This is a genomic window from Streptomyces acidiscabies, assembly GCF_020010905.1.
Taxonomy (GTDB): Bacteria; Actinomycetota; Actinomycetes; order Streptomycetales; family Streptomycetaceae; genus Streptomyces; species Streptomyces acidiscabies.
Window position 1 is genome coordinate 1,149,389 of the sequence record NZ_JAGJBY010000001.1, and the last position, 20,037, is coordinate 1,169,425.

General features: G+C 71.8%; 21 protein-coding genes. 9 read left to right on the top strand and 12 right to left on the bottom strand.

Annotated elements, in window-relative coordinates:
- Positions 1-2: 2 nt before the first annotated feature.
- Complete coding sequence (locus J8M50_RS05635; protein ID WP_010351216.1) at positions 3-401, top strand: DUF8819 family protein; 399 nt, start codon at positions 3-5, stop codon at positions 399-401.
- Positions 398-688, top strand: a complete 291-nt coding sequence (locus J8M50_RS05640) for a DUF4031 domain-containing protein (protein ID WP_010351218.1) — start codon at positions 398-400, stop codon at positions 686-688. Before J8M50_RS05635 ends, J8M50_RS05640 begins: the two co-directional genes overlap by 4 nt.
- Here the strand turns inward: J8M50_RS05640 and J8M50_RS05645 are convergent.
- Both J8M50_RS05645 and J8M50_RS05650 read right to left on the bottom strand, forming a co-directional pair.
- A complete protein-coding gene (locus tag J8M50_RS05645) occupies positions 661-1,749 on the bottom strand; it encodes a GNAT family N-acetyltransferase (RefSeq protein ID WP_178854982.1) in 1,089 nt (362 codons plus the stop codon). The two genes, J8M50_RS05640 and J8M50_RS05645, sit on opposite strands and share 28 nt — an antisense overlap.
- A 17-nt stretch (positions 1,750-1,766) precedes the next feature.
- Positions 1,767-2,414 (bottom strand): HD domain-containing protein, encoded by a 648-nt coding sequence (locus J8M50_RS05650; protein ID WP_010351221.1) that lies wholly within the window; start codon positions 2,412-2,414, stop codon positions 1,767-1,769.
- Positions 2,415-2,464: 50 nt separating this feature from the next.
- Between J8M50_RS05650 and J8M50_RS05655 the strand changes: the two genes are divergently transcribed.
- Together J8M50_RS05655 and J8M50_RS05660 are read left to right on the top strand one after the other, a co-directional pair.
- Positions 2,465-3,136, top strand: a complete 672-nt coding sequence (locus J8M50_RS05655; protein ID WP_010351223.1) for a maleylpyruvate isomerase family mycothiol-dependent enzyme — start codon at positions 2,465-2,467, stop codon at positions 3,134-3,136.
- Positions 3,137-3,186: 50 nt separating this feature from the next.
- A complete protein-coding gene (locus tag J8M50_RS05660) occupies positions 3,187-3,864 on the top strand; it encodes a copper homeostasis protein CutC (protein ID WP_010351224.1) in 678 nt (225 codons plus the stop codon).
- Between the two features lie 8 nt (positions 3,865-3,872).
- On the opposite strand, the gene J8M50_RS05665 is transcribed toward J8M50_RS05660, so the two are convergent.
- The 3 genes from J8M50_RS05665 to J8M50_RS05675 all read right to left on the bottom strand — a co-directional run bounded on the left by J8M50_RS05665 (position 3,873) and on the right by J8M50_RS05675 (position 7,499).
- Complete coding sequence (locus J8M50_RS05665) at positions 3,873-5,936, bottom strand: HelD family protein (protein WP_010351225.1); 2,064 nt, start codon at positions 5,934-5,936, stop codon at positions 3,873-3,875.
- Between the two features lie 229 nt (positions 5,937-6,165).
- Entirely contained in the window at positions 6,166-7,155 is a 990-nt protein-coding gene (locus tag J8M50_RS05670) for a DUF1648 domain-containing protein (RefSeq protein WP_050987138.1), read from the bottom strand.
- On the bottom strand, positions 7,152-7,499 hold the full coding sequence (locus J8M50_RS05675; protein ID WP_010351227.1) for a GntR family transcriptional regulator: 348 nt from the start codon (positions 7,497-7,499) through the stop codon (positions 7,152-7,154). Before J8M50_RS05675 ends, J8M50_RS05670 begins: the two co-directional genes overlap by 4 nt.
- A gap of 166 nt (positions 7,500-7,665) precedes the next feature.
- Here J8M50_RS05675 and J8M50_RS05680 point away from each other — a divergent pair, with 166 nt between their 5' ends.
- Positions 7,666-7,854: a hypothetical protein gene (locus J8M50_RS05680; protein ID WP_029183500.1), complete on the top strand. Its 189-nt coding sequence runs from the start codon at positions 7,666-7,668 to the stop codon at positions 7,852-7,854.
- A gap of 7 nt (positions 7,855-7,861) precedes the next feature.
- Here J8M50_RS05680 and J8M50_RS05685 read toward each other — a convergent pair whose 3' ends face one another.
- Together J8M50_RS05685 and J8M50_RS05690 are read right to left on the bottom strand one after the other, a co-directional pair.
- Complete coding sequence (locus J8M50_RS05685; RefSeq protein WP_010351230.1) at positions 7,862-9,508, bottom strand: DNA repair helicase XPB; 1,647 nt, start codon at positions 9,506-9,508, stop codon at positions 7,862-7,864.
- 77 nt (positions 9,509-9,585) lie between these two features.
- Positions 9,586-12,165: a helicase C-terminal domain-containing protein gene (locus J8M50_RS05690; RefSeq protein ID WP_010351231.1), complete on the bottom strand. Its 2,580-nt coding sequence runs from the start codon at positions 12,163-12,165 to the stop codon at positions 9,586-9,588.
- 222 nt (positions 12,166-12,387) lie between these two features.
- Here J8M50_RS05690 and J8M50_RS05695 point away from each other — a divergent pair, with 222 nt between their 5' ends.
- Positions 12,388-13,425 carry a membrane protein gene (locus J8M50_RS05695; RefSeq protein ID WP_010351233.1) on the top strand — a complete coding sequence of 346 codons (1,038 nt, stop codon included), beginning with the start codon at positions 12,388-12,390 and terminating at the stop codon, positions 13,423-13,425.
- 99 nt (positions 13,426-13,524) lie between these two features.
- On the top strand, positions 13,525-14,196 hold the full coding sequence (locus J8M50_RS05700; RefSeq protein ID WP_010351234.1) for an HAD family hydrolase: 672 nt from the start codon (positions 13,525-13,527) through the stop codon (positions 14,194-14,196).
- Here J8M50_RS05700 and J8M50_RS05705 read toward each other — a convergent pair.
- Positions 14,151-14,423, bottom strand: coding sequence for a hypothetical protein (locus J8M50_RS05705; protein WP_075661493.1), 273 nt, complete (start codon positions 14,421-14,423; stop codon positions 14,151-14,153). The two genes, J8M50_RS05700 and J8M50_RS05705, sit on opposite strands and share 46 nt — an antisense overlap.
- 226 nt (positions 14,424-14,649) lie before the next feature.
- On the opposite strand from J8M50_RS05705, the gene J8M50_RS49640 reads away from it, so the two are divergent.
- Positions 14,650-15,033, top strand: coding sequence for a cold-shock protein (locus J8M50_RS49640; RefSeq protein WP_010351235.1), 384 nt, complete (start codon positions 14,650-14,652; stop codon positions 15,031-15,033).
- A 24-nt stretch (positions 15,034-15,057) separates the two neighbouring features.
- Here J8M50_RS49640 and J8M50_RS05715 read toward each other — a convergent pair whose 3' ends face one another.
- From J8M50_RS05715 to J8M50_RS05730, 4 genes are all read right to left on the bottom strand, one after another.
- Positions 15,058-15,909 (bottom strand): 1,4-dihydroxy-6-naphtoate synthase, encoded by an 852-nt coding sequence (locus tag J8M50_RS05715; protein ID WP_010351236.1) that lies wholly within the window; start codon positions 15,907-15,909, stop codon positions 15,058-15,060.
- 7 nt (positions 15,910-15,916) lie between these two features.
- Complete coding sequence (locus tag J8M50_RS05720) at positions 15,917-16,690, bottom strand: futalosine hydrolase (protein WP_010351237.1); 774 nt, start codon at positions 16,688-16,690, stop codon at positions 15,917-15,919.
- Positions 16,660-17,151: a hypothetical protein gene (locus tag J8M50_RS05725; protein WP_040835497.1), complete on the bottom strand. Its 492-nt coding sequence runs from the start codon at positions 17,149-17,151 to the stop codon at positions 16,660-16,662. The genes J8M50_RS05720 and J8M50_RS05725 overlap by 31 nt, the downstream gene beginning before the upstream one ends.
- Before the next feature lie 107 nt (positions 17,152-17,258).
- On the bottom strand, positions 17,259-18,686 hold the full coding sequence (locus J8M50_RS05730) for an MFS transporter (RefSeq protein WP_029183502.1): 1,428 nt from the start codon (positions 18,684-18,686) through the stop codon (positions 17,259-17,261).
- Positions 18,687-19,064: 378 nt separating this feature from the next.
- Here J8M50_RS05730 and J8M50_RS05735 point away from each other — a divergent pair, with 378 nt between their 5' ends.
- Positions 19,065-19,988, top strand: coding sequence for a DUF3027 domain-containing protein (locus J8M50_RS05735; RefSeq protein ID WP_010351240.1), 924 nt, complete (start codon positions 19,065-19,067; stop codon positions 19,986-19,988).
- The last annotated feature ends 49 nt before the right edge of the window (positions 19,989-20,037 follow it).

Consider the following 20,037-nt stretch of genomic DNA (forward strand, 5'->3'; position numbering starts at 1 on the left):
ACATGAGCACCGACCCCGTAGACCCCGTAAGCCCCCTGGAGCAGGCCCTGCACAGGGCCCGCGCCCTGGTCCTCGCCGACCTGGTCGCGGGCGAGGTCGCCGAGGCGGACGTGGTGTCGCTGGTCGAGGAGTCGGTCGTACAGCGCCGCTGGTGGGTGGAGCAGTGGCCGGACGGCGCGCAGTACGTCGCGGGTCTGGTCGCGCAGGACGTACAGGACGCACTACTGGAGAGGTACGGCCGCTGGCCCCTGTGCCCGGTCTGCGGCTCCGGCGACCCGCACGCGCTGGACGTCGAACCGGAGCTGGGCCCCGACCCGCACTGGGTCTGCCACAAGGCCGGCGTGAAGGTCGCGGCGGTCGGCGCCCTCGGCGCCGGCCGGAGCGGACCGCCGTCCTCATGACCGTCTACATCGACCCGCCCACCTGGCCCGGCCACGGCCGCCTCTGGTCCCACCTGGTCAGCGACGTCTCCTACGACGAACTCCACGCGTTCGCCGAGAAGTTGGGAGTCCCGCCGAGAGCCTTCGAGCGCGATCACTACGACATCCCCGCACAGCGTTACGCCGACGTGGTGGCCGCCGGAGCCGTCGAGGTCAGCAGCCGCGAGGTCGTACGGCTCCTGCACGGCGCGGGTCTGCGCCGCCGCAAGGCGAGCGTCCCTCAGAGCCGGTACCGCCGCAGCTCGTAGGCGTCCCCCTCCGGATCGGTCCCCACCTCGACGAACCCGGCCCGCTCCAACACCGCTTTGGAAGCAAGGTTCTTGGGCGCGACGACGGCGAACACGCTGTCCACGTCCCCCTGTTCACGCCCGAGCGCCCACTCCCCGACGGCCCGCACCGCCTCCGTCGCGAACCCGTTCCCGCGCGCCTCGGGGACGACGTCGTACCCGATCTCCGTACGCCCGTCCCCGTCCGGCGCCGCGTGGAAACCGAGGCTCCCGATCGCCAGCCCGTCCGCGCGCCGCACGAGCACGAACAGCCCGAACTCCGCCCGCAGGACGCCCTTTTCGTACGAGGAGAACACCAGCCCGGCGGCCTCGCGCGTCCCGTCCAGGGGCCCGTCCCCGAGCCAGTCGAACCCGCCGTCGCCGCCCACCCACAGCTCGGCGAGCACGGCCGGGGTGGCGGACTCCAGCGTGAGCCGATCGGTGGGCAGGACAAGGTTGTTGTGCCAGCGCCAGCGCAACACCGGTGCGCGGCCCGGCAGTTCACCGCGCCCGGTCGCCCACAGCAGCGTCTCCCAGGGGTCGAGCGCCGGACGCACCTCGGGAAAGATCCGCTGGAGCACGAACTCGGCGAGTTCCGGGGCGGGTTGGTAGGCGGCGTCCAGGCCGCGCGCGATGTCGTGGGTGTGCAGCAGGACTTCGGCGACCCCCATCGCCGCGAACCCCTGCCGGTTCGCGCCCCGGAAGGGCGCCGGGTGGTACGCCCGCACACGCGGGGGCGTGGTCCGTACGGCCGCCGCGAGCACCGCACCGGCCGCCTCGATCACGTCCACCACACCGGAGTCGGCCGTCCCGCCCTCGAACCGGAGCCCGAAGGGCAGGTACGCGCCCTGCACCCGGCCCGCCAACTGCCCGGCATATCCCAGGAGTTCGTACGCGATGTGCTCGGCGGTAGCCCGGCAGCTCCACTCCAGGCCCGAGGCCGGGGTGCCCGCCCAGTCCCGGTCCGCGAGCGCCCGCAGCAGCGTGACGCTCTCCGCGACGGCCGCGTCCAGTTGATCTCCGCCCGAAAGACTTCTCCGCATGACGTGAGCGTAGGGCCTCAGCCGGTCAGCACCTCAAGTTCGGCGGCGATGTTGCGCCGCGCGTCCGCCTCCCAGTGCTCCTGGCCGTACGGCGTCCTGAACAGCCTTTCCATACCGAGGAGTTGACGCAGAATGTCCGCCCGCCCGGCCCGGAACGCGTCCTCGGGAACGAAGCCGTACTCCTCCCGGACGGCGGCCGTGTACGTGGTGTACGTGTCCGGCGCCGAGGCCAGGATCGCGAGGTCCGCGTCGCACAGCACCTCGCCGTTGCGGTCCCCGTCGGCCGGGGCGTGCCCCTGGGTGAGCCGTACGAGTCGCGCGACCTCCGCCACACCTTGCTCCGGCACGCCCGCCTCGGTCAGCGCCCGCTCCGCCAGCCGCGCCGACCGCTCCTCGTTCGTCGACCGCTCCGGGAGGTAGACGGCGTCGTGGAACCAGGCCGCGAGCCGCACCAGATCGGCGTCGTCGGCGTAGCTCTCCAGGAGGTCGACGCGGTCCAGTACCGCCGTGAGGTGCGTGAGCGTGTGATACCTGCGCTGGGGCTCCTGCCAGCGCCCGATCAGGTTGTCGGCGTACCGGTGGGGCGCGATGGCGCAGGAGTCGTCGGCCCGCGCGGAGAGCAGAGCGGGAAGCCAGCGGGAGCGCAGAGCGTCGAGATCGGCCATGGCCCCATTGTCCCGGCACGCGACGATCTCCTACGCCCTAGGTTGGATGGATGACCCCTACTTCGGAGCTACCCCGCGACCCTGAACTCCCCGGCCGTCTCCTCACCGCCGAACGCGACGCTCTCATACCCCTCCTGCGGTCCCGTCCCGACGCCGACTTCGCGCTCCCGACCACGGGCTGTCCTGGCTGGTCCGTGCGCGACGTCCTCGCGCACTGCTCCTCGGCGCTGATGCGCGTGGTGGAGAACCGCCTGGAGAAGGGCGTGTTCTCCCCCGAGTCCAACGACCGCGACATCGCCGACCGTGCCGACTGGCCCACCGGGCGGATCGTCGACGAGCTGGAACGCGGCATGACCGAGGTCGGCCCGCTGCTCGCCGCCTCGACCGGCCGCCTCGATGCCATCGCGCTCGGCGAGTGGATCCACGCGGGCGATGTGCGCGAGGTCTGGAACGAGCCCGGCGCCTACGCCGGTCCGGCTCTCCCCGAGGCCCTGGCTCTCCTGACGTACCTCACCCAGCAGCGCAAACGCATCCCTCTCCAGGCGGATCTCGACGACGCGGACGCCCCCGTCGCCCTCGGCCACTCCGACGGCACCCACCCGCCGGCCCGCTACCTCGGCCCGGCGGCGACGCTGATCCGGCTGTACTCGGGGCGGCCGGTGGAGGGGGCGGCGTACGAGCTGGTGGGGGTGCGGGAGGAGGAGCTGAATCTGTTCACGTAACGTACTCTGATTGGACTAGACCTGTAGAGGGATCTGACGAAAGGCCCCGCATGAGCACCCGCCCGCTCCTGGAGGTGATCGCCCTCACCCCCGAGGACGCGGTCGCGGCGCAGTCGGGCGGCGCGGACCGGGTCGAGCTGGTCTCCGAGATGGCGGCGGACGGACTGACCCCGGCGCTCTCGGTGTTCGACGCGGTCCGCGCGGCCGTGGACATCGATGTCCGCGTGATGCTCAGGGGATCGGTGGGCTTCGCGGCGGGTGACCTCGGCCAACTCGTGTGCGCGGCAGGGGAGTTCAGGCAGGCCGGTGCGGACCAGTTCGTGCTGGGGTTCCTGGACGCCGAAGGCGCCGTGGACGTGGGCGCGGTGGAGCGGCTCACCGCCCAACTGGACGGCTGCCGCTGGACGTTCCACCGCGCGCTCGACCACGCCGCCGACCGCGAGGCGGTCCGCAAGGCGCTCGCGGGCATGCCGGGCCTGGACACGTACCTCACGGCGGGCTCGCCGGACGGCGTCGAGCAGGGCATGGAGACGCTGCTGGGCGAGGCGGGCCGGTACGAGCAACGCCTCCTGGTCGGCGGCGGGTTGACGCTGGAGCACGTACCCGCCCTGCGCGCGGCCGGAGTCGAGGCCTTCCACGTCGGCGGGGCGGTACGGCCGTACGGCTGGGCCGAGCCGGTGGCGCCGGAAGCGGTCCGGACCTGGCGCCGGGCGATCGACCCCGCCTGACACACGAACTAGCGGATCTGCTCCGGCAGTTCATGCCCGTGCACGACAACCAGCCCGGAAACGGCACGAGTCAGGGCGACGTACAGCCGTCGCAGCCCGGTCCGCTCGTCCGGCTCGCCGTCCACCACGGCCTGCGGCTCGTCCAGCACGACGTAGTCGTACTCAAGGCCCTTCGCCAACGAGGCCGGAACCAGGGTGAGTCGGGTCTCGGCCGTGGTCTCCTGGCCGGGGTCGAGGTACGACACCCCGGCTGCCCCCAGCGCCTCCGCGAGCACGGGAATCCGGGCGTCGGCGGCGATGAGCCCGATCGACCCCTCCCGCAGCAGCAACTCCCCGCACGCCGCGACGACTTGCTCCACCTCGGAGACCTCGCGCAGCTCGAAGAAGCCGGGGTTCTCACGCACCGACGCGACGGGCGCGAGGCCGGGCGCGATGTGCGGCAGCAGCCGGGACGCGTAGGTGATGACGTCCGTCGGCACGCGGAACCCGGCGGTCAACTCCTCGATCACTGCGTCGGATTTGCCGAGATGGCCGAGCGCCTCCTCCCAACTCCGCGTCGCCCAGGGGGTGGTGCCCTGCGCGAGGTCGCCGAGGACGGTCGCGGAACCGGTCGTGCAGCGCCGTCCCACCGCCCGGTACTGCATGGGGGAGAGGTCCTGCGCCTCGTCGAGGACGACGTGCCCGAGGGAGTGCGTGCGCTCGACGACGTCGGTGGCCTCGTCGATCAACACCGCGTCCGCCGCTGACCACTTGGCCGACTTCACGGACCGCACGGGCTTGGTCCACAGGATCGTCTTCTGCTCCTCGTCGGTGAGAACACCGGCCGCGTGCTCGGCGAGGAACTCCGGTTCGCAGAGCAGCCGCAGGACCAGTTTCGCCGGATCGACGGGCGGCCAGACCGACTTGACGGCAGCCTTCACCGCACTGTTGCGGGCCACCGAGTCCTGGACCCGGTCGTCCGGCGCCTCCCCGGCCCGCTCCATCTGGACCAGCACCGCGTGCGCGATCCGCTGCGGCAGGGCCTCGCGCGCCGCGCCGTACCGGATGTCGCGGTCGAGCAACTCCCGCACGATGTCCTCAAGTTCGTACGCGGGCACCCGCCAGCGCCGGGACCCGCGCACCACGACCACGGACTCGGTGGGCAGGGTGACGTGCGCGTACACGGCCCGCCGCAGCACCTCGGCCATCCGGGCGTCGCCCTTCACGACGGCGGCGGGAGCCTCGTCCGTGCCGCGCACCTCGACGTGCGCGACGAGGTCGTCCACCGTCGCCTGACGGACCGACAACTCGCCCAGGGCGGGCAGGACTTGCTCGATGTAGTGGAGGAACGACCTGTTCGGCCCGATGACCAGCGTCCCGGTCCGCGCGAGCCGCTCGCGGTGCGCGTACAGCAGATACGCGACCCGGTGCAGGCCGACGGCGGTCTTCCCGGTCCCCGGGCCTCCCTGCACGCAGACGCTGCCCGCGAGGCCGCTGCGCACGATCTCGTCCTGCTCGGGCTGGATCGTCGCGACGATGTCCCGCATCGGGCCGACGCGCGGCCGTTCGATCTCCTGCTGGAGCAGCTTGCTGGTGCGCGCGGCCTCTGCCGGGTCGGAGAGGTGCTCGTCCTCGTACGCGGTGAGGTCGCCGCCGGTGTACCCGAAGCGGCGGCGCAGCCCGACGTCCATCGGGTCCTTCTTCGACGCCCGGTAGAAGGGCTGCGAGACCGGCGCGCGCCAGTCGATGACCATGGGGTCGCCGTCGGCGTCGTGCACATGCCGACGCCCGATGTAGAACCTCTCCCCGTCCGCCCCCTCGGCCTGCTCGGTGCCGGGCGCGTGGAGGTAGTCCAGCCGGCCGAAGAACAAGGGGGTATCACTCAGGTCGGCGAGCGCCTTGATCCGCTCCTCGATCTGACGGCCTAGTACCTCAGCGTTAACCCAGTTGGCGGTCACGTCCTTGATGTCCAGCGCCTGCACGTCCTCCCGCATCGCCCGCAGCGCGGTACGGGACGCGGCGAGATGGGAGCGCTCACGGAACAAGGGATCGTCGACGGGCACGGACGTGGACAAGGAGATGCCTCCGGGCATGCGTGAGCTGCGAATGGGGTGCGACGGTGGCCGACCGGTTTCCGACCGGACGACGGCACTCCACGAGGGAGGCGGCAAGAGCGGAGAGTGTAGGCGAGGGGCCGGTGCGGGGGCCAATGGGTTTTCGCCGCCCCGGATCCTCACTGCCGTACGGCACAGGCGTACGGCACAGACATACGACCGCCTCGGCCGGGCCCCGGAGGCCGCGTACCGCGACGGTCGTACCCGTCTAGCTCTGGAGAGCTCGCAGCGAGTTCAGCAGCGCCGCGCCCCGCTCCGCGTCGTCCACGCTCACCGCGAAGTCACGCCCCTTGGAGCGGACGACCAGGCACGCGCCGCCGCGCAGCATCACGGTCGTACCGAGCCCGTTGATCCGGTACCCCCAGCCGCCGGCCTGCGCTGGGGTGCGCTGTTCCACACGGGCCGACTCGATGTCCGCGACGGACCAGTGCCGTGCGGGCCAGCCGAGCGGACCGAAGGAGACCCGTAGCCCCTGCTCGCCCACGCGGACCTGGACCGACGCGAAGGTGAAGGAGAGCAGGGAGGCGACGCCGAGGCCGATGGTCAGGGCGATGCCCGGCCGTGGTCCCGTCATACCTCCGAGGGACGCGGCAGCGACCGCGAGGGCCGCGAACCCGAGGACCGCCGCGACCGCCTGGAGCGCCGGGCTGGAGAGCCGTGAGAACCACGCCACCCGCCGGTCCTGAGGGAGGTCCATGACAGGCCCGTCGCCCTCTGGCTCCGGAGTACTACGACGTGAGAGCCACACGAGCCCACCCACCGTGAGAGCCACGACGGCCACGCCGACGATCCAGCCGTACGTGGACCCGGCCTCGTGCCAGTCGCGGACGTCCAGGTTCGCCCGTACGACGGCCGCCTGCCCACCGACCAGCCCGAGCCCCAGCGTCGGCAGCCCGACCCCGACCCACCCCGCCGTACTACCGCGGGACACCCTCAGGACTACGTACAGCGAGGCGGCGCAGGCCACCACCCAGATCAGCGCGGGAAAGGCGACGGCGCCCCAGAACGGCATGGACCCGTCGGCCCTCCCGCCGCCGTCCCAGTGCGTGGCCACCCGGTCCGGCAGCCGCCCGTGCGCGATCAGCGGCAGGGCGACGAGCAGCACGAGCACGGCAGCACACCCAACGACCGCACCCCACGCGCGACTTGCGCCGAACCGTCCGTCCGTACCCCGCCCGTTCCCCGTCCGCCCGTTCATGGCATCTCCCTGATCATCTCGATGAGGTCGTCCCTGCCGTACCCGAGCCGCGCCGCTTCCGCGACCAGCTCACGCACCCGCCCGAGCACCACACCCCGCTGATCCGCTCCCACGGCGACGGTCACCCCCCGGCCTCGCCGGAACTCCAGCACTCCGTCGTCCCGTAGCCCCCGTAGTCCTCTGAGCACGGTGTTCACATTCACCCCCAACGCCTCGGAGATCTCCCGGGCAGGCGGCAACCGGTCCCCCGGCCCGCACTCCCCCTCGGCGATGGCCTGCCGGACCGCCCACGCCACCTGCTCGTGGAGCGGCCGGCTGTCTGTGATGTCCAGTGTCAGCAGCATGGTGCTAATGAAGCTAGCACTATTATCTTCTTGTGGCGGAGGAACCCTGAGACCGACCCCTAATACCCCTGAGAAATCCCGTCCCTCTTGAGTACTACGGAACGGGTGGGAAAGTTGGCTCTGTGGGGTGATGCCCGCTTTACGGCCGGGATCGCACTATGGATGCATGAGCGCAGCGACCTTCACATCCGTCCCGGCCGCCGGTCGCCCGTCAGGTGCGACCCCGATGAGCAGTCCGCACAGGCACCGCCTGGGCGACACCGTGCACGCGATACGCGTATTCGCCGGTGCCGCTTTCGACGTCATGATCCTCGGAGAGTACGGCGAGGAGGCAGGTGTCCGGCGCCGCGGGTGAGGAGCGCTCAGACGTCCTCGGCCAGCAGCTCGTCCGCGTCGACGATCCGGTAGGCGTACCCCTGCTCCGCCAGGAACCGCTGCCGGTGCGCGGCGAAGTCCTGGTCGATGGTGTCGCGGGCGACGACGGAGTAGAAGTGGGCCTGATGCCCGTCCGCCTTGGGCCGCAGCACCCGCCCGAGCCGCTGGGCCTCCTCCTGGCGCGAGCCGAACGTGCCGGAGACCTGGATGGCGACGGTCGCCTCGGGCAGGTCGATGGAGAAGTTCGCGACCTTGGAGACGACGAGCACGCTGATCTCGCCCTCGCGGAACGCGTCGAAGAGCTTCTCGCGCTGCGCGTTGGAGGTCTCCCCCTTGATCACTGGCGCGTCGAGATGCTCCCCCAGCTCGTCGAGCTGGTCGATGTACTGCCCGATGACGAGGATCTGCTGCCCGGCGAACCGGCGCACGATCGCCTCGGTCACCTTCCGCTTCGTCGCGGTCGTCGCACAGAACCGGTACTTCTCCTCGGCCTCGGCGGTCGCGTACGCGAGCCGCTCGGAGTCGGTGAGATTGACCCGCACCTCGACACAGTCCGCGGGCGCGATGTACCCCTGCGCCTCGATCTCCTTCCACGGCGCGTCGAACCGCTTGGGCCCGATCAGGGAGAACACGTCGGACTCCCGCCCGTCCTCCCGCACCAGCGTCGCCGTCAGCCCGAGCCGCCGCCGCGCCTGAAGATCCGCCGTGAACTTGAAGACCGGCGCGGGCAGCAGATGCACCTCGTCGTAGAGGATCAGCCCCCAGTCCCGCGAGTCGAACAGCTCCAGGTGCGGATACACACCCTTCCGCTTCGTGGTCAGCACCTGGTACGTCGCGATGGTGACCGGCCGGATCTCCTTGCGCGTCCCGCTGTACTCCCCGATCTCGTCCTCGGTCAGCGAGGTCCGCTTCACCAGCTCGTGCTTCCACTGCCGCGCGGAGACGGTGTTGGTGACGAGGATCAGCGTCGTCGACTTGGCCTCGGCCATCGCCCCGGCCCCGACCAGCGTCTTCCCGGCGCCGCAGGGCAGGACGACGACGCCGCTGCCCCCGTGCCAGAAGTTCTCGACGGCCTGCTTCTGGTACGGCCGCAGCGCCCACCCGTCCTCGGCGAGCTCGATCGGATGAGCCTCCCCGTCGACGTACCCGGCGAGGTCCTCCGCCGGCCACCCCAGCTTGAGCAGCGTCTGCTTGATCTGCCCCCGCTCCGAGGGGTGCACGATCACGGTGTCCGGATCGATCCGCGCCCCCACCAGCGGCGCGATCCGCTTCGACCGCAGTACCTCCTCCAGCACCGGCCGGTCGGTGCTGGTCAGCACCAGCCCGTGCGCCGGATGCTTGCTGAGCGTCAGCCGCCCGTACCGGTCCATCGTCTCGGCGATGTCGACGAGCAGCGCGTGCGGCACCGGATACCGGCTGAACTGCACCAACGCGTCCACGACCTGCTCGGCGTCATGCCCGGCGGCCCGCGCGTTCCACAGCCCCAGCGGCGTCACCCGATACGTATGGATGTGCTCCGGCGCCCGCTCCAGCTCGGCGAACGGCGCGATCACCCGACGGCACGCATCGGCCTGCTCGTGATCGACTTCGAGCAGGAGTGTCTTGTCGGACTGGACGATGAGAGGACCGTTCACGTACGTGGATCCCTTCCGCACGGGGCAAACGTCCAGTGTGCCTCATCCGGGCGTGATCTTGCCGGGTGAGCGGCCGGCTACTCCTCCGCCAGCTCCGCCACCCCCGTGATCCGGTGCAGGGGGTACGTCCGGACCTCGTCCGCCGTGTGGTCGTACGCCGTGACGAAGCCGCCCTCGACGCGGAGGGGGGCGATGACGCGCTGGGAGGCGGCGCCCTCGGCGTTGACGTAGCCGATCCAGAGGGGCTCGTTCGTGAGGACGGCGGCCTGGACGGTGGCGAGGGTATCCGCGGGGGACGTGCGCGGTAGCTCTCCGGAGGTAGTGCGGGAGGACTCAGGGGTGGGTTTGCGCGGGGTGGTCGACGCCAGGTCGCCCGCCCGGATCGCGCGGACCGCCGCCGAGAGGAGCGTGGTGTCCGGGACCGGGGGGCCGTCGGGGACTGGCTCCGGAGGGGTACGGGGTGGAGTCCGGTGCGCGTCGGCCCGGTGGATCAGGACGTCGCCGTCGGCGGACTCGGCCGCCGGGGCGTAACCCATCGTGCGCAGGACGTCCAGCAGCGTCGCCGGGTCGGCCTGGGCCGCGAGGACCGTGGGCGCCAGACGGCGCAGCCGCAGGCCGGCCGAGCGCTTGTCCGCGACGATCTCATTCAGCAGCGCGTCGTCGTCGCAGCGTACGTACGCCGACGCCGCGCCGACCCTCAAGTGGCCGTGCCTGCGGGCCACATCGTCGATCAGGTACGCCAGCGGCTGCGGCACCGGCGTCCGCGAGTGCGCCGTCAGGAACGCCTGGAGATCGGAGGCCGTACGACCGGCGTCCAGCGCCCGGCGCACCGAGCCCGGCGTGAACCGGTACACCGTCGCGCCGCCCTTCGACTCGACGTCCGCGAGCACGCCGAGCGTGTCCGCGAGCGGCCGTTGCAGCGGGCCGGGGGCGACGGCCGTCAGGTCGGCCTGAAGGAGTACGTGGTCGAGGGGCTCGGGCAGGAGGGGGGTGAGCAGGCGGGCGGCAGCGGCGGTCGCCACGGCCTGCTCCGAGGGGGACAGGGGTAGTACTACGGGGTGATGCGGGGGGCGGCGGTGTACGGGGAGCTTGTCACCGGCGTCGGCGGGGTCCGTGCCGGACGCGGAGGTCGGTTCACCTGAGACGGTTTGCGGTACGTCACCTTCGGATCTGGACGCCGATGCCCCCGCCCCGATCCCCAGCAACGCCCGCCCCTGCCCCGAGAGCGCCCCCCTACCCGTCATACCCAAGGACTCCGCCTCGCCCAGCGTCCACTGCGCGAGCCGCGTCCGCAGATCCCCCTCGCCGCGCTCCGGCCCCCGCAAGGGCCGTTCCCAGCGCAGCCGGGCCAGCAGCGTTTCGGAGCTGGGTGCGGTCCCCTCCGGGAGCTCCCCCAGAAGAGCCAGCACCCGGCCGCGTACCTCAGGGGCAGCCGAACGATCCAGCCCGGGACCGAGCGCGGAGAGCGTACGGTCCTTCCCGTCCCGCCCGCCGACCAGCCCCGGCGTCCGGGTCTGCGACAGCCACGCCTCCGCGAGCCGCGCCCACCGCTCCGCCGCCGGACGCTCCAGCCACTCGTCGTACTCGGGCGTCGCCGCGTACCGCTCGTCGGCCTCGCCGTCGGACGCCAACAGCCCGGCGGCGTAGGCGAGTTCGACCCAGAACGCGGCCACCGGCTCCGACACGTCGAGGGCGACGGCGGTCCGCTTGAGGTCGCGGACGCTGAGGCCGCCGGCGCGTAGTACCGCAGGACCACCCTCGTCCCAGTCCTTGAGGAGTTCCTCGACGGTCGCGAGCGCCGTGTACGCCTGCCCGGCCGCCGTCGCGTCCACAAGCTGTGGACGGTGAACTCCCGCCGCCTCCACGGCCGGTGGCCACGGCTCGACCTCCCGGTGCGCGCGCCCGGCCCGCAGGTGCAGCGCCACCTCCCGGGGCAGGACGACCGTCCCCGGCGCTGTCGGCAGCAGCAGCCCCCGGTCCAGCAACCACCGCAGCCGCGCCGCCGGTTCGGCCGTGACCTGCCCGTACGGCGGCCCCCACACCAGCCGGTCCAGCACATCGAGGGAGTCCGCCGGAGCCTTCGCGAGCAGCGCCTTCAGCTTGCGGCGGCTGGAGAACAGCGCCGTGAGCCCCGCGACCGCGCTCACCGAGTCGTGCGTCGACGGCAGCCCCACCGCCGCGACGATCGTCTGCACCCGCCCCGGCGACATCCCCGCCGTGGCCTCCTGCACGCTCGGACCGAGACCTGTGGGGGACGGGTGCTGGGGTGAGGGGGCGAGTAGCTCTCTGGCGGTACGCACCAGCCTCAGCCGCTTGTCGTCCCCCCATACCAGCGCCTGCTCCCGCAGCGTCGCCACCGCGTCGGGCAGCGCCGCCACGACCGCCGGGTCCTTCTCGTCCCCGGCCATCAGACCCAGGAGCTCCTGGTACGACGCCGGCTCCGCCGCGACGGCCAGCGCCTCGGCGGTCTGCAGGGTGAACCGGTCGAGCCGCTCCAGGGCCCGTACGACCGAGGCGCGGGTGCCCGCCCGCGTCGCGAGCTGGGTCAGGTCGGTGGGCACCGGCGTGATGAGGTCCGGCCGACTGCGCAGCAGGGCGGCGAGGGACCGGTCGTCGCGCGAGCGGAGCGCCTCGGCGAGGGAGCGGGGGGTGCTCATCTGACCCACGGTAGCGGGTACGGCCGGGGTAGGGGCTTCCGCGAGGGTTACAGCCTGGGAGCCAGGAGGGTTACACCCCAGGAGCCAGGGGGTTCCGCTCCAGGAACCGGAGGGCCTCGGCCGTCCCCGTCGTGCCTGTCGTACCCCTCACTCTCAGGTACCCCCCAGCCTCTACAACTCCAGATCTACTGGACGAAGTCCCCCGCGCGGTAGCTTTTTCCCGTGGGGATCGAGAGCGACCAAGTCGTCTACGAGTACCTGAGCCGCGTCGGAGACGTGGCCCAGCAACAGCAGTTGGCGTCGGGCGACCGGATGCGGCTCGTGTCGGAGCTGCGCAACGAGATCGACCAGCGCCGGGCGAAGGCGTCGGCGGACAGCCCGGCGGCGGTACGGAAGATCATCGCCCGGCTGGGGAGCCCCGACGACGTCGTCGCGGCGGCGGGCAGCGGTGCCGGTACGCCGGACGCGCCCGCGATCGCCGTACCCGCCCAGCCGGCGTACCCCTCAGGTACCCCGGGACCTGGGAGCTACCAGGGGCCGTCGGCGTCGGCCGCACCCGCCGACCTCACCGGCTCCGGCGACCCCGTCACCTTCCCCACCCCCCGTACCTCCGACGACGCCCTCCCCGACTGGTGGCTCAAAGGCCCCGTAGGTCCGGAGAGTGACCTCGACGACGTCCCGGGCTTCGTCGGCGGCATAGAGCTCCCCGAACTCCTCAAGTCCCCGCGCGCCAGGGCGGCGGAGGAGAAGAAGGCGGCGGAGGAGAAGGCGAAGGCCGAGAAGGAGGCCCCGGCCGCACCCCCGCCCCCGGCCGGCGACCAGGCCGAGGCCGCCGAAGACCCCGGCAAGGCCGGACCCCGTCGCCGTCGCCGCCTGATCCCCCTGCCCTCCCGCAACCGCCCCGCCCCCGACCGCCCTTCCCGCAAGTGGAGCAACCCCCTCCTCCTGCTCGCCGCCGCCTCCCTCGTCGCGGGCGCGGTCCTCGGCAACCTCCTTGCCCTGGGCGCCGGTTGGCTCATCGCCTACGCGTCCCGCCGCCTCACCGACCGCGAGACGAAGCTCGCCGTCCTGTGGATCCCCGGCAGCGCGGTGGCGGCGGGGATGGTCTGGCTGTGGGGCCGCGACCAGGGCCGCTGGGGCGAGCCGATCGTCGCCGGGCACATGAACGACGCGGTCTCCGAGACCTGGCCGTGGGTGATACGGGGAGCGGCCGTCGCCTCGGCCCTGTACCTGGTCTGGCGGTCACAGCGGAACAAGTAGCCGCAAAGGGGCTGAGGGGCCGCGAAGGGCCACGTAGTACCGGAGTCGTAACCGACTAGTACTCAAGGGGTGATCACGGCGGCTGAGACACTCGGAGACATGACCGCACCCGACTTCGCCCAAGCCCCCACCCTCGCCCCCGTCGTCGGCTTCGACCTCGACATGACCCTCATCGACTCCCGCCCCGGAATCCGCGCCTGCTACCAGGCCCTCGCCGAGCGGACCGGCGTGTACATAGACGCCGACCTCGTGGTCAGCCGGCTCGGGCCGCCGGTCGAGGACGAAATGGCCCACTGGTTCCCGGCGGACAAGGTCGTCGAAATGGCCGCGCTCTACCGCAAGTTGTACCCCGCGTACGCCGTGAGCGGGACCCTTGCGCTGCCCGGCGCCCCCGAGGCGATCGGGGCCGTGCACGCGGCGGGCGGTCGCGCCATCGTCGTCACGGCCAAGCACGAGCCCAACGCGAAGCTGCACATGGAGTACCTGAGGCTTACCCCGGACGTGGTAGTCGGTGACCTGTGGGCCGAGCGCAAGGCGGAGGCGCTCAAGGAATACGGCGCCCACGTCTATGTGGGAGACCACGTGGGAGACGTCAGGGGCGCCCGCGCGGCCGGCGCGTTCTCGGTCGGGGTGACCACCGGACCGTGCGGTGCGGAGGAATTGCGCACGGCCGGTGCGGATGTGGTGCTCCCCGATCTCCTCGCGTTCCCGGGGTGGCTTTCGGCCTATCTCGCGGACGCTCCGGAAGCCGCTGATCCCTCCCTCGCCTGACGCCGTCCGGCGGCGATCGAACGCAGTACACCGGCGCCCGCGATGAGGAAGCCGACGCCCATGAGCATGCTCAATCCGAACATGTACGCAGGAAAAGGCGTCGTACCGAGGAACAACGGGGTCACGGTGACGAGAGTGGCCACCGTACCGGCGAAGAACACGATCGCACCGGCGCGGATCAGCCGGTCGCCGGGAGCGGTGGAATTCGTTTGGGTTTTGTCACGCACCGGACCAGGGTAGTTCCCAGCCCGAAGGAACAACCGGGGGACGTCTTGTCACCCGCGCACAGACCATTAGCCTTGGTACCGGCGGGTCATGGTCGACCCGCTGTACTGCTATCCGGGGCCGTTCGCGCGGTGCCAAGGCCGAGGTGCCGACGGTTCCGCGGGCGGTTTTCGGAAGCGGTTTTACGACAGAAGCAGTTTTCCGACGAGTACGAGGACGAGGACAGACGTGCCTACCGGCAAAGTCAAGTGGTTCAACAGCGAGAAGGGCTTCGGCTTTCTCTCCCGCGACGACGGCGGTGACGTCTTCGTTCATTCCTCGGTCCTCCCCGACGGAGTCGAGACACTCAAGCCGGGCCAGCGCGTCGAGTTCGGAGTCGTCGCCGGTCAGCGCGGCGATCAGGCTCTTTCGGTCGTTCTCCTCGATCCGACTCCTTCGGTCGCGGCGGCACAGCGCCGTAAGCCGGACGAACTCGCCTCTATCGTCCAGGATCTGACCACGGTCCTGGAGAACATCACGCCGATGCTGGAGAAGGGGCGTTATCCGGACAAGGCTTCCGGCGCGAAGATCGCGGGATTGCTGAGGGCGGTCGCGGACCAGCTCGACGTGTAGGAATCCCCGGGTAACTCTCAGGTATCACGGAAACCGCAGTGCGTCCGGTCCGAGGGGCGGTACCAGCCCCTCGGCCGCCGCCCGCGTGAGCAGTCCCCGTACGGCGGCATACCCCGCCTCCCCGAGATCCGCCGTGAACTCGTTGACGTACAGCCCGATGTGCTGGTCGGCGACGGCCGGGTCCATCTCCTGCGCGTGCTCCATGACGTACGGCCGGGACAGCTCGGGGTCGTCCCAGGCGGCCCGCACCGACGCCCTGATCGACTCGGCCAGCAGCTCCAACCGGTCGGCGCCCAGGGACCGTTGGGCGATGATCGCGCCCAGCGGGATCGGCAGGCCCGTGGTCTCCTCCCAGTGCTCGCCCATGTCCGCGAGCTTGTGCAGCCCGTAGTTCTGGTACGTGAACCGCGCCTCGTGGATGACGAGTCCCGCGTCGACCTTCCCGTCCCGGACGGCCGGCATGATCTCGTGGAACGGCATCACGACGATCTCCCCGACCCCGCCGGGCACGGTGTCCGCCGCCCAGAGCCGGAACAGCAGGTACGCCGTCGACTTCTCGCTCGGCACGGCGACCGTACGACCTACGAGGGAGACGCCCGCCTCCCTCGTGAGGACCAGAGGGCCACAACCGCGCCCCAGGGCCCCGCCGCAGGGCAGGAGGGCGTAGTCCTCAAGTACGTACGGAAGGACCGCGTACGACACCTTCAGGGCGTCGTACGCGCCCTGCTGGGCCAGGCCGTTGGTGATGTCGATGTCCGCGAACGTCACGTCGAGCGCGGGGGCGCCCGCGATGCGGTCGTGCGCGAGGGCGTCGAAGACGAACGTGTCGTTGGGGCACGGGGAGTAGGCGATCCGCACGGGCTGCTCGGAGGTCATGGGCTGCTCAGAGGTCATGCTTCTTCCAACTCTCCAGTACGGGGGCGAGCTTCCCGAAACCCGCCGTCAGCGACTCCAGCGCGTCCTTGATGCGCCAGGCCGAACGGTCGCGCGGGCCGACGGGGTTGGAGATCGCCCGCAGTTCGAGTACGGGGACGCCGTGCACACCGGCCGCCTCCGCGACGCCGAACCCCTCCATGGCCTCGGCGAGCACGCCGGGGTGCCGGGTGCGCAGGGCGTCGGCCCGGCTCGCGGTGCCGGTGACCGTCGAGACGGTGAGGACGGTGCCGGTGCGGGCGCCGGTCGCGGCGGCGGCGCGGCGTACGAGGTCCGGGGGCGGGAGGTGGGTGACGGTGCCGAAGCCGAGGTCGGTGACGGGGAGGAACCCGTCGGCGGTCTCCGCGCCCAGGTCGGCGGCGGTGATGTGGTCCGCGAGGACCAGGGAGGCTACGGGGGCGTCCGGTGCGAAGCCGCCCGCGATGCCCGCCGAGACGACCACGTCGTACGGGTCCCTCTCAAGTACTGCTGCGGTGAGGGCGGTCGCGGTGGAGGCGGCGGCGAGGGCGGGGCCCACCCCGGCGGCCAGGACGTCATACCTGTGGGGGAGGGGGGTGACGTGGGTGAGGCGACGGACGGTCACCCCGCCCGGCAGCGTACGGAGTTCGCCGTACGGGTCCGGGAACGCCTGTGCCACCGCGTCCCGTTCGGCCGGGACGGCGGTGGCGACCAGGATGCGGACGGCGGACGTGGTCAGCTGTCCTTCTTCAGGCGGAACGACCACAGACCCGTGACGGCCTGGCTCTCCTTCTTGCCGTCACCCGCCTTGATGGTCACGAGCGTCGAGTTGCCCTGCGCGCCGTACTGGGCGTTGAAGAAGACGCTGCTCGGGATGGTGAGGTACGTCTTGTTGCTGTCCCCGGTGAGCGGCTGGCCGTTCATCAGGATCGTCCAGCGCTTGTCGGCGATGTCGGGGTCCACGCCGAACCGGACGTTGCCCGCGTCGGGGTCGACCTTGATGGACTCGATGTTCTCGTCCTTCAGGCAGGCCGTCAGCTTCGACGCGTCGAGCGTGGAGCTCTCACCGCCGCAGGTGGCCTCCTCGCTGACCGACGACGTGCCGAAGGTGATCGTGGCCCGAGGCGTCGGCTTGTCGCAGGCCGAGAGCACGAGCAGTCCGGCGGACACGGCGCCGGCGGCGGCGACGGCGCGGCGGCGTCGCACAGCAGCGGATTGCTTGGTCATAGGCGGAAGGCTATCGGGCCCGCCCGACGCAGTTCCTACGCGGGGTGCGGCGTGGCTGTGCGTTAGGCCACGCGGGGTGCGGGCGGTGGCTCTCAGGTACTAGAGCTCTACTCCACCCGAGCCCGGCCCCCGCCGCCCCCGCTCCCGTGCCGTGCCGCCCCCAGCAGCCCCTTCGCCGTGGCCACCAGCCCCACCGCGACCACCCCCGCCGCCACCGACAGCCCCAGCGTCCCGTTCAGCGGCATCACGATCCCCACCGCCCCGCCGAACACCGACGACACCTGGAGCATCGTCTCCGACCGGGCGAACGCCGACGTCCGCACCAACTCCGGTACGTCCCGCTGGATCAGCGCGTCCAGCGACAGCTTGGCCAGCGCCTGCGAGAACCCGGCGACCGCCGCCAGGCAGGCCACCAGGAACGCCCCGAACAGCAGCGCCGCCGTGGCCGTCGCCGCGAGGACCACCGCGACGACCGTCACGACGATCACCTCCGGCGCCCGCGACCGCAGCCACGCCCCCACCGTCGTACCCAGCGCGTTCCCCGCCCCCGCCGCGACCGCGACCATGCCGAGCGAGACGGCGGCGCTCTGCCCCGTGAGGGGGTGCTCGCGCAGCAGGAACGCGAGGAAGAACGTGAGGAACCCCGACAGCCACCGCAGTGCGGCGTTCGCGCCGAGGGCGTGGGTGACGCCGATGCCGACCGTGCGCAGTCCGGGCCGCTTGGCCGACTTGAGCGGCCCGTGCAGATGGTCCTCGTCGGCGGCGAGGAGCGCGACGTCCTCCCCCTTCGCCGAGTCCACCTTCGGAGGGAGCGTGAACGACAGGAACGTACCGAGGACGAAGATCACGAACGCGCCGTACAGCGGCCACCCGGGCCCGATCTGGTGCAGCCCCGCCGCGATGGGCGCGGCGATCCCCGTCGCCAGGAGTCCCCCCAGGGTGACCCGGGAGTTCGCCTTCACCAGGGACAGCCGTGGTGGGAGTAGTCGGGGTACTACCGCAGAGCGAACGACGCCGTACGACCTGGAGGCTACGAGTACCCCCAGGGCCGCTGGATACATCTCCAGGCTCCCCGTGGCGACGGCGCCCGAAAGTACTAGGGCGAGCAGGGCCCGCGCGAGCATCGCACCGGCCATCGCGGCCCGCCGCCCGTGCGGGAGCCGGTCGAGCAGCGGACCGACGACGGGCGCGAGAACAGTGAACGGCGCCATGGTGATCGCGAGGTAGAGCGCGACCCGCCCGCGCGCCTCGTCCGTCGGGACGGAGAAGAAGACGGTGGAGGCGAGCGCGACCGTGATCATCACGTCGCCCGCGCCGTTCACGGCGTGCAGTTCGATGAGTTTGCCGAGGCCCGACTCGCCCGCGCCGTGCGCGTGCGTGGCCTTTCTGATGCCGCGCGCCGTACCGGTGAACGGGAAGTGCAGGGCACGGCCGATCGAGCGGACGGGTCCGCCCAGCCGACCCGAACCGCCGCCTGCTGCCTTCCCCTGCCCGCCGATTCCGGTCGCGCCCTGGGGTGTCCGCGCGGTTGCCACGACGTTCATAGTGCCCCGAGAAAGCGGTGCGTAGTGCGGTTAGCGCGCGGACGGGGCGGTAGTTCTCCGGGTTTACCCGTGTAGTACTCGGCTACGGAAGGGCCGCCCGGGGCGCCGCTGGGGCGCTCCTGGTACTACCCGGGGACTACTTCAGGGTGACGATCCGGGTGTCGTTGTCGATCGACGTGTCCCGTCGGTGTGGGCTGAGCGGCCGTGAACAGGTAGCGTGCGTATCTCAGCCATCCCGCACAATGGATGGCACAGGTGCGCCCGAGCACGATCGGACGCGGACGTCGACGCGGCCCACAGGTCCGCTCCGTCCGTTCCGCGGCCCGAGACACCGCACCCGACAGACGGCGTAGGAGAGAAGCGATACCTGTGAGCGCAGCGACCACGCGAAGCCGCACCCCCGACCGCCTGTGCGCGGAGGCCGTCGACCTCGCACGCACCGCAGCCGAGGAGGCGGCGGCCCCCGGAGTCGTCGGTGAGCACGTGGGCCTCGTCTCCGAGGGTGACCGCGTCGTCACCCACTTCTTCGAGTGCAAGGAACTCGGCTACCGGGGCTGGCGCTGGGCGGCGACCGTCGCGCGCGCGTCCCGCGCCAAGGTCGTGACGCTCGACGAGGTCGTCATGCTCCCCGGCCCCGACGCGGTCCTCGCGCCCGAGTGGGTGCCGTGGAGCGAGCGCCTGCGCCCCGGCGACCTCGGCCCCGGCGACCTCCTGCCGACCGACGCGGACGACGACCGCCTGGAGTCCGGGTACGCCGACGACCGCCTCGCCCTCGGCGACTCCGGCGACGACGAGCCCGAGCTGGAACTCACCGCCGCCGCGTCCGCCGACGCCGAGGACACGCCCGACCTCGCGGTGCCGCCCGCCCGTGGCACGATCGCCGCCGTCGCCGACGAACTCGGTCTGCGCCGCGCCCGCGTCCTGTCCCGCTACGGCCTCCACATCGCCGCCGACCGCTGGGAAGAGGCGTTCGGCGCGCAGACCCCGATGGCCCAGGCCGCCCCCGCGACCTGTGTGAGCTGCGGTTTCCTCACGCCGATCGGCGGCAGCCTCGGCCGGGCGTTCGGCGTGTGCGCGAACGAGTTCTCGCCCGCCGACGGCCGCGTCGTCTCCCTCACGTACGGGTGCGGCGGCCACTCCGAGGCGGCGGTCATGCCCGCGCCGACGCGGCCCGCTCTGCCGGTGGTCGACGAGACCCAGGTGGACCCGTTCCCGCTGCGGCCCGCCGCGGATTCGGGGTCGGTGCCGGTGGGGGACGGGGACGAGGAGACGGCTGAGCTGGGGCACTCGTAGCTCATTCGGCGGAGTACCGGGGAGTGAGTACCTGAGGGTGGCTACCTGC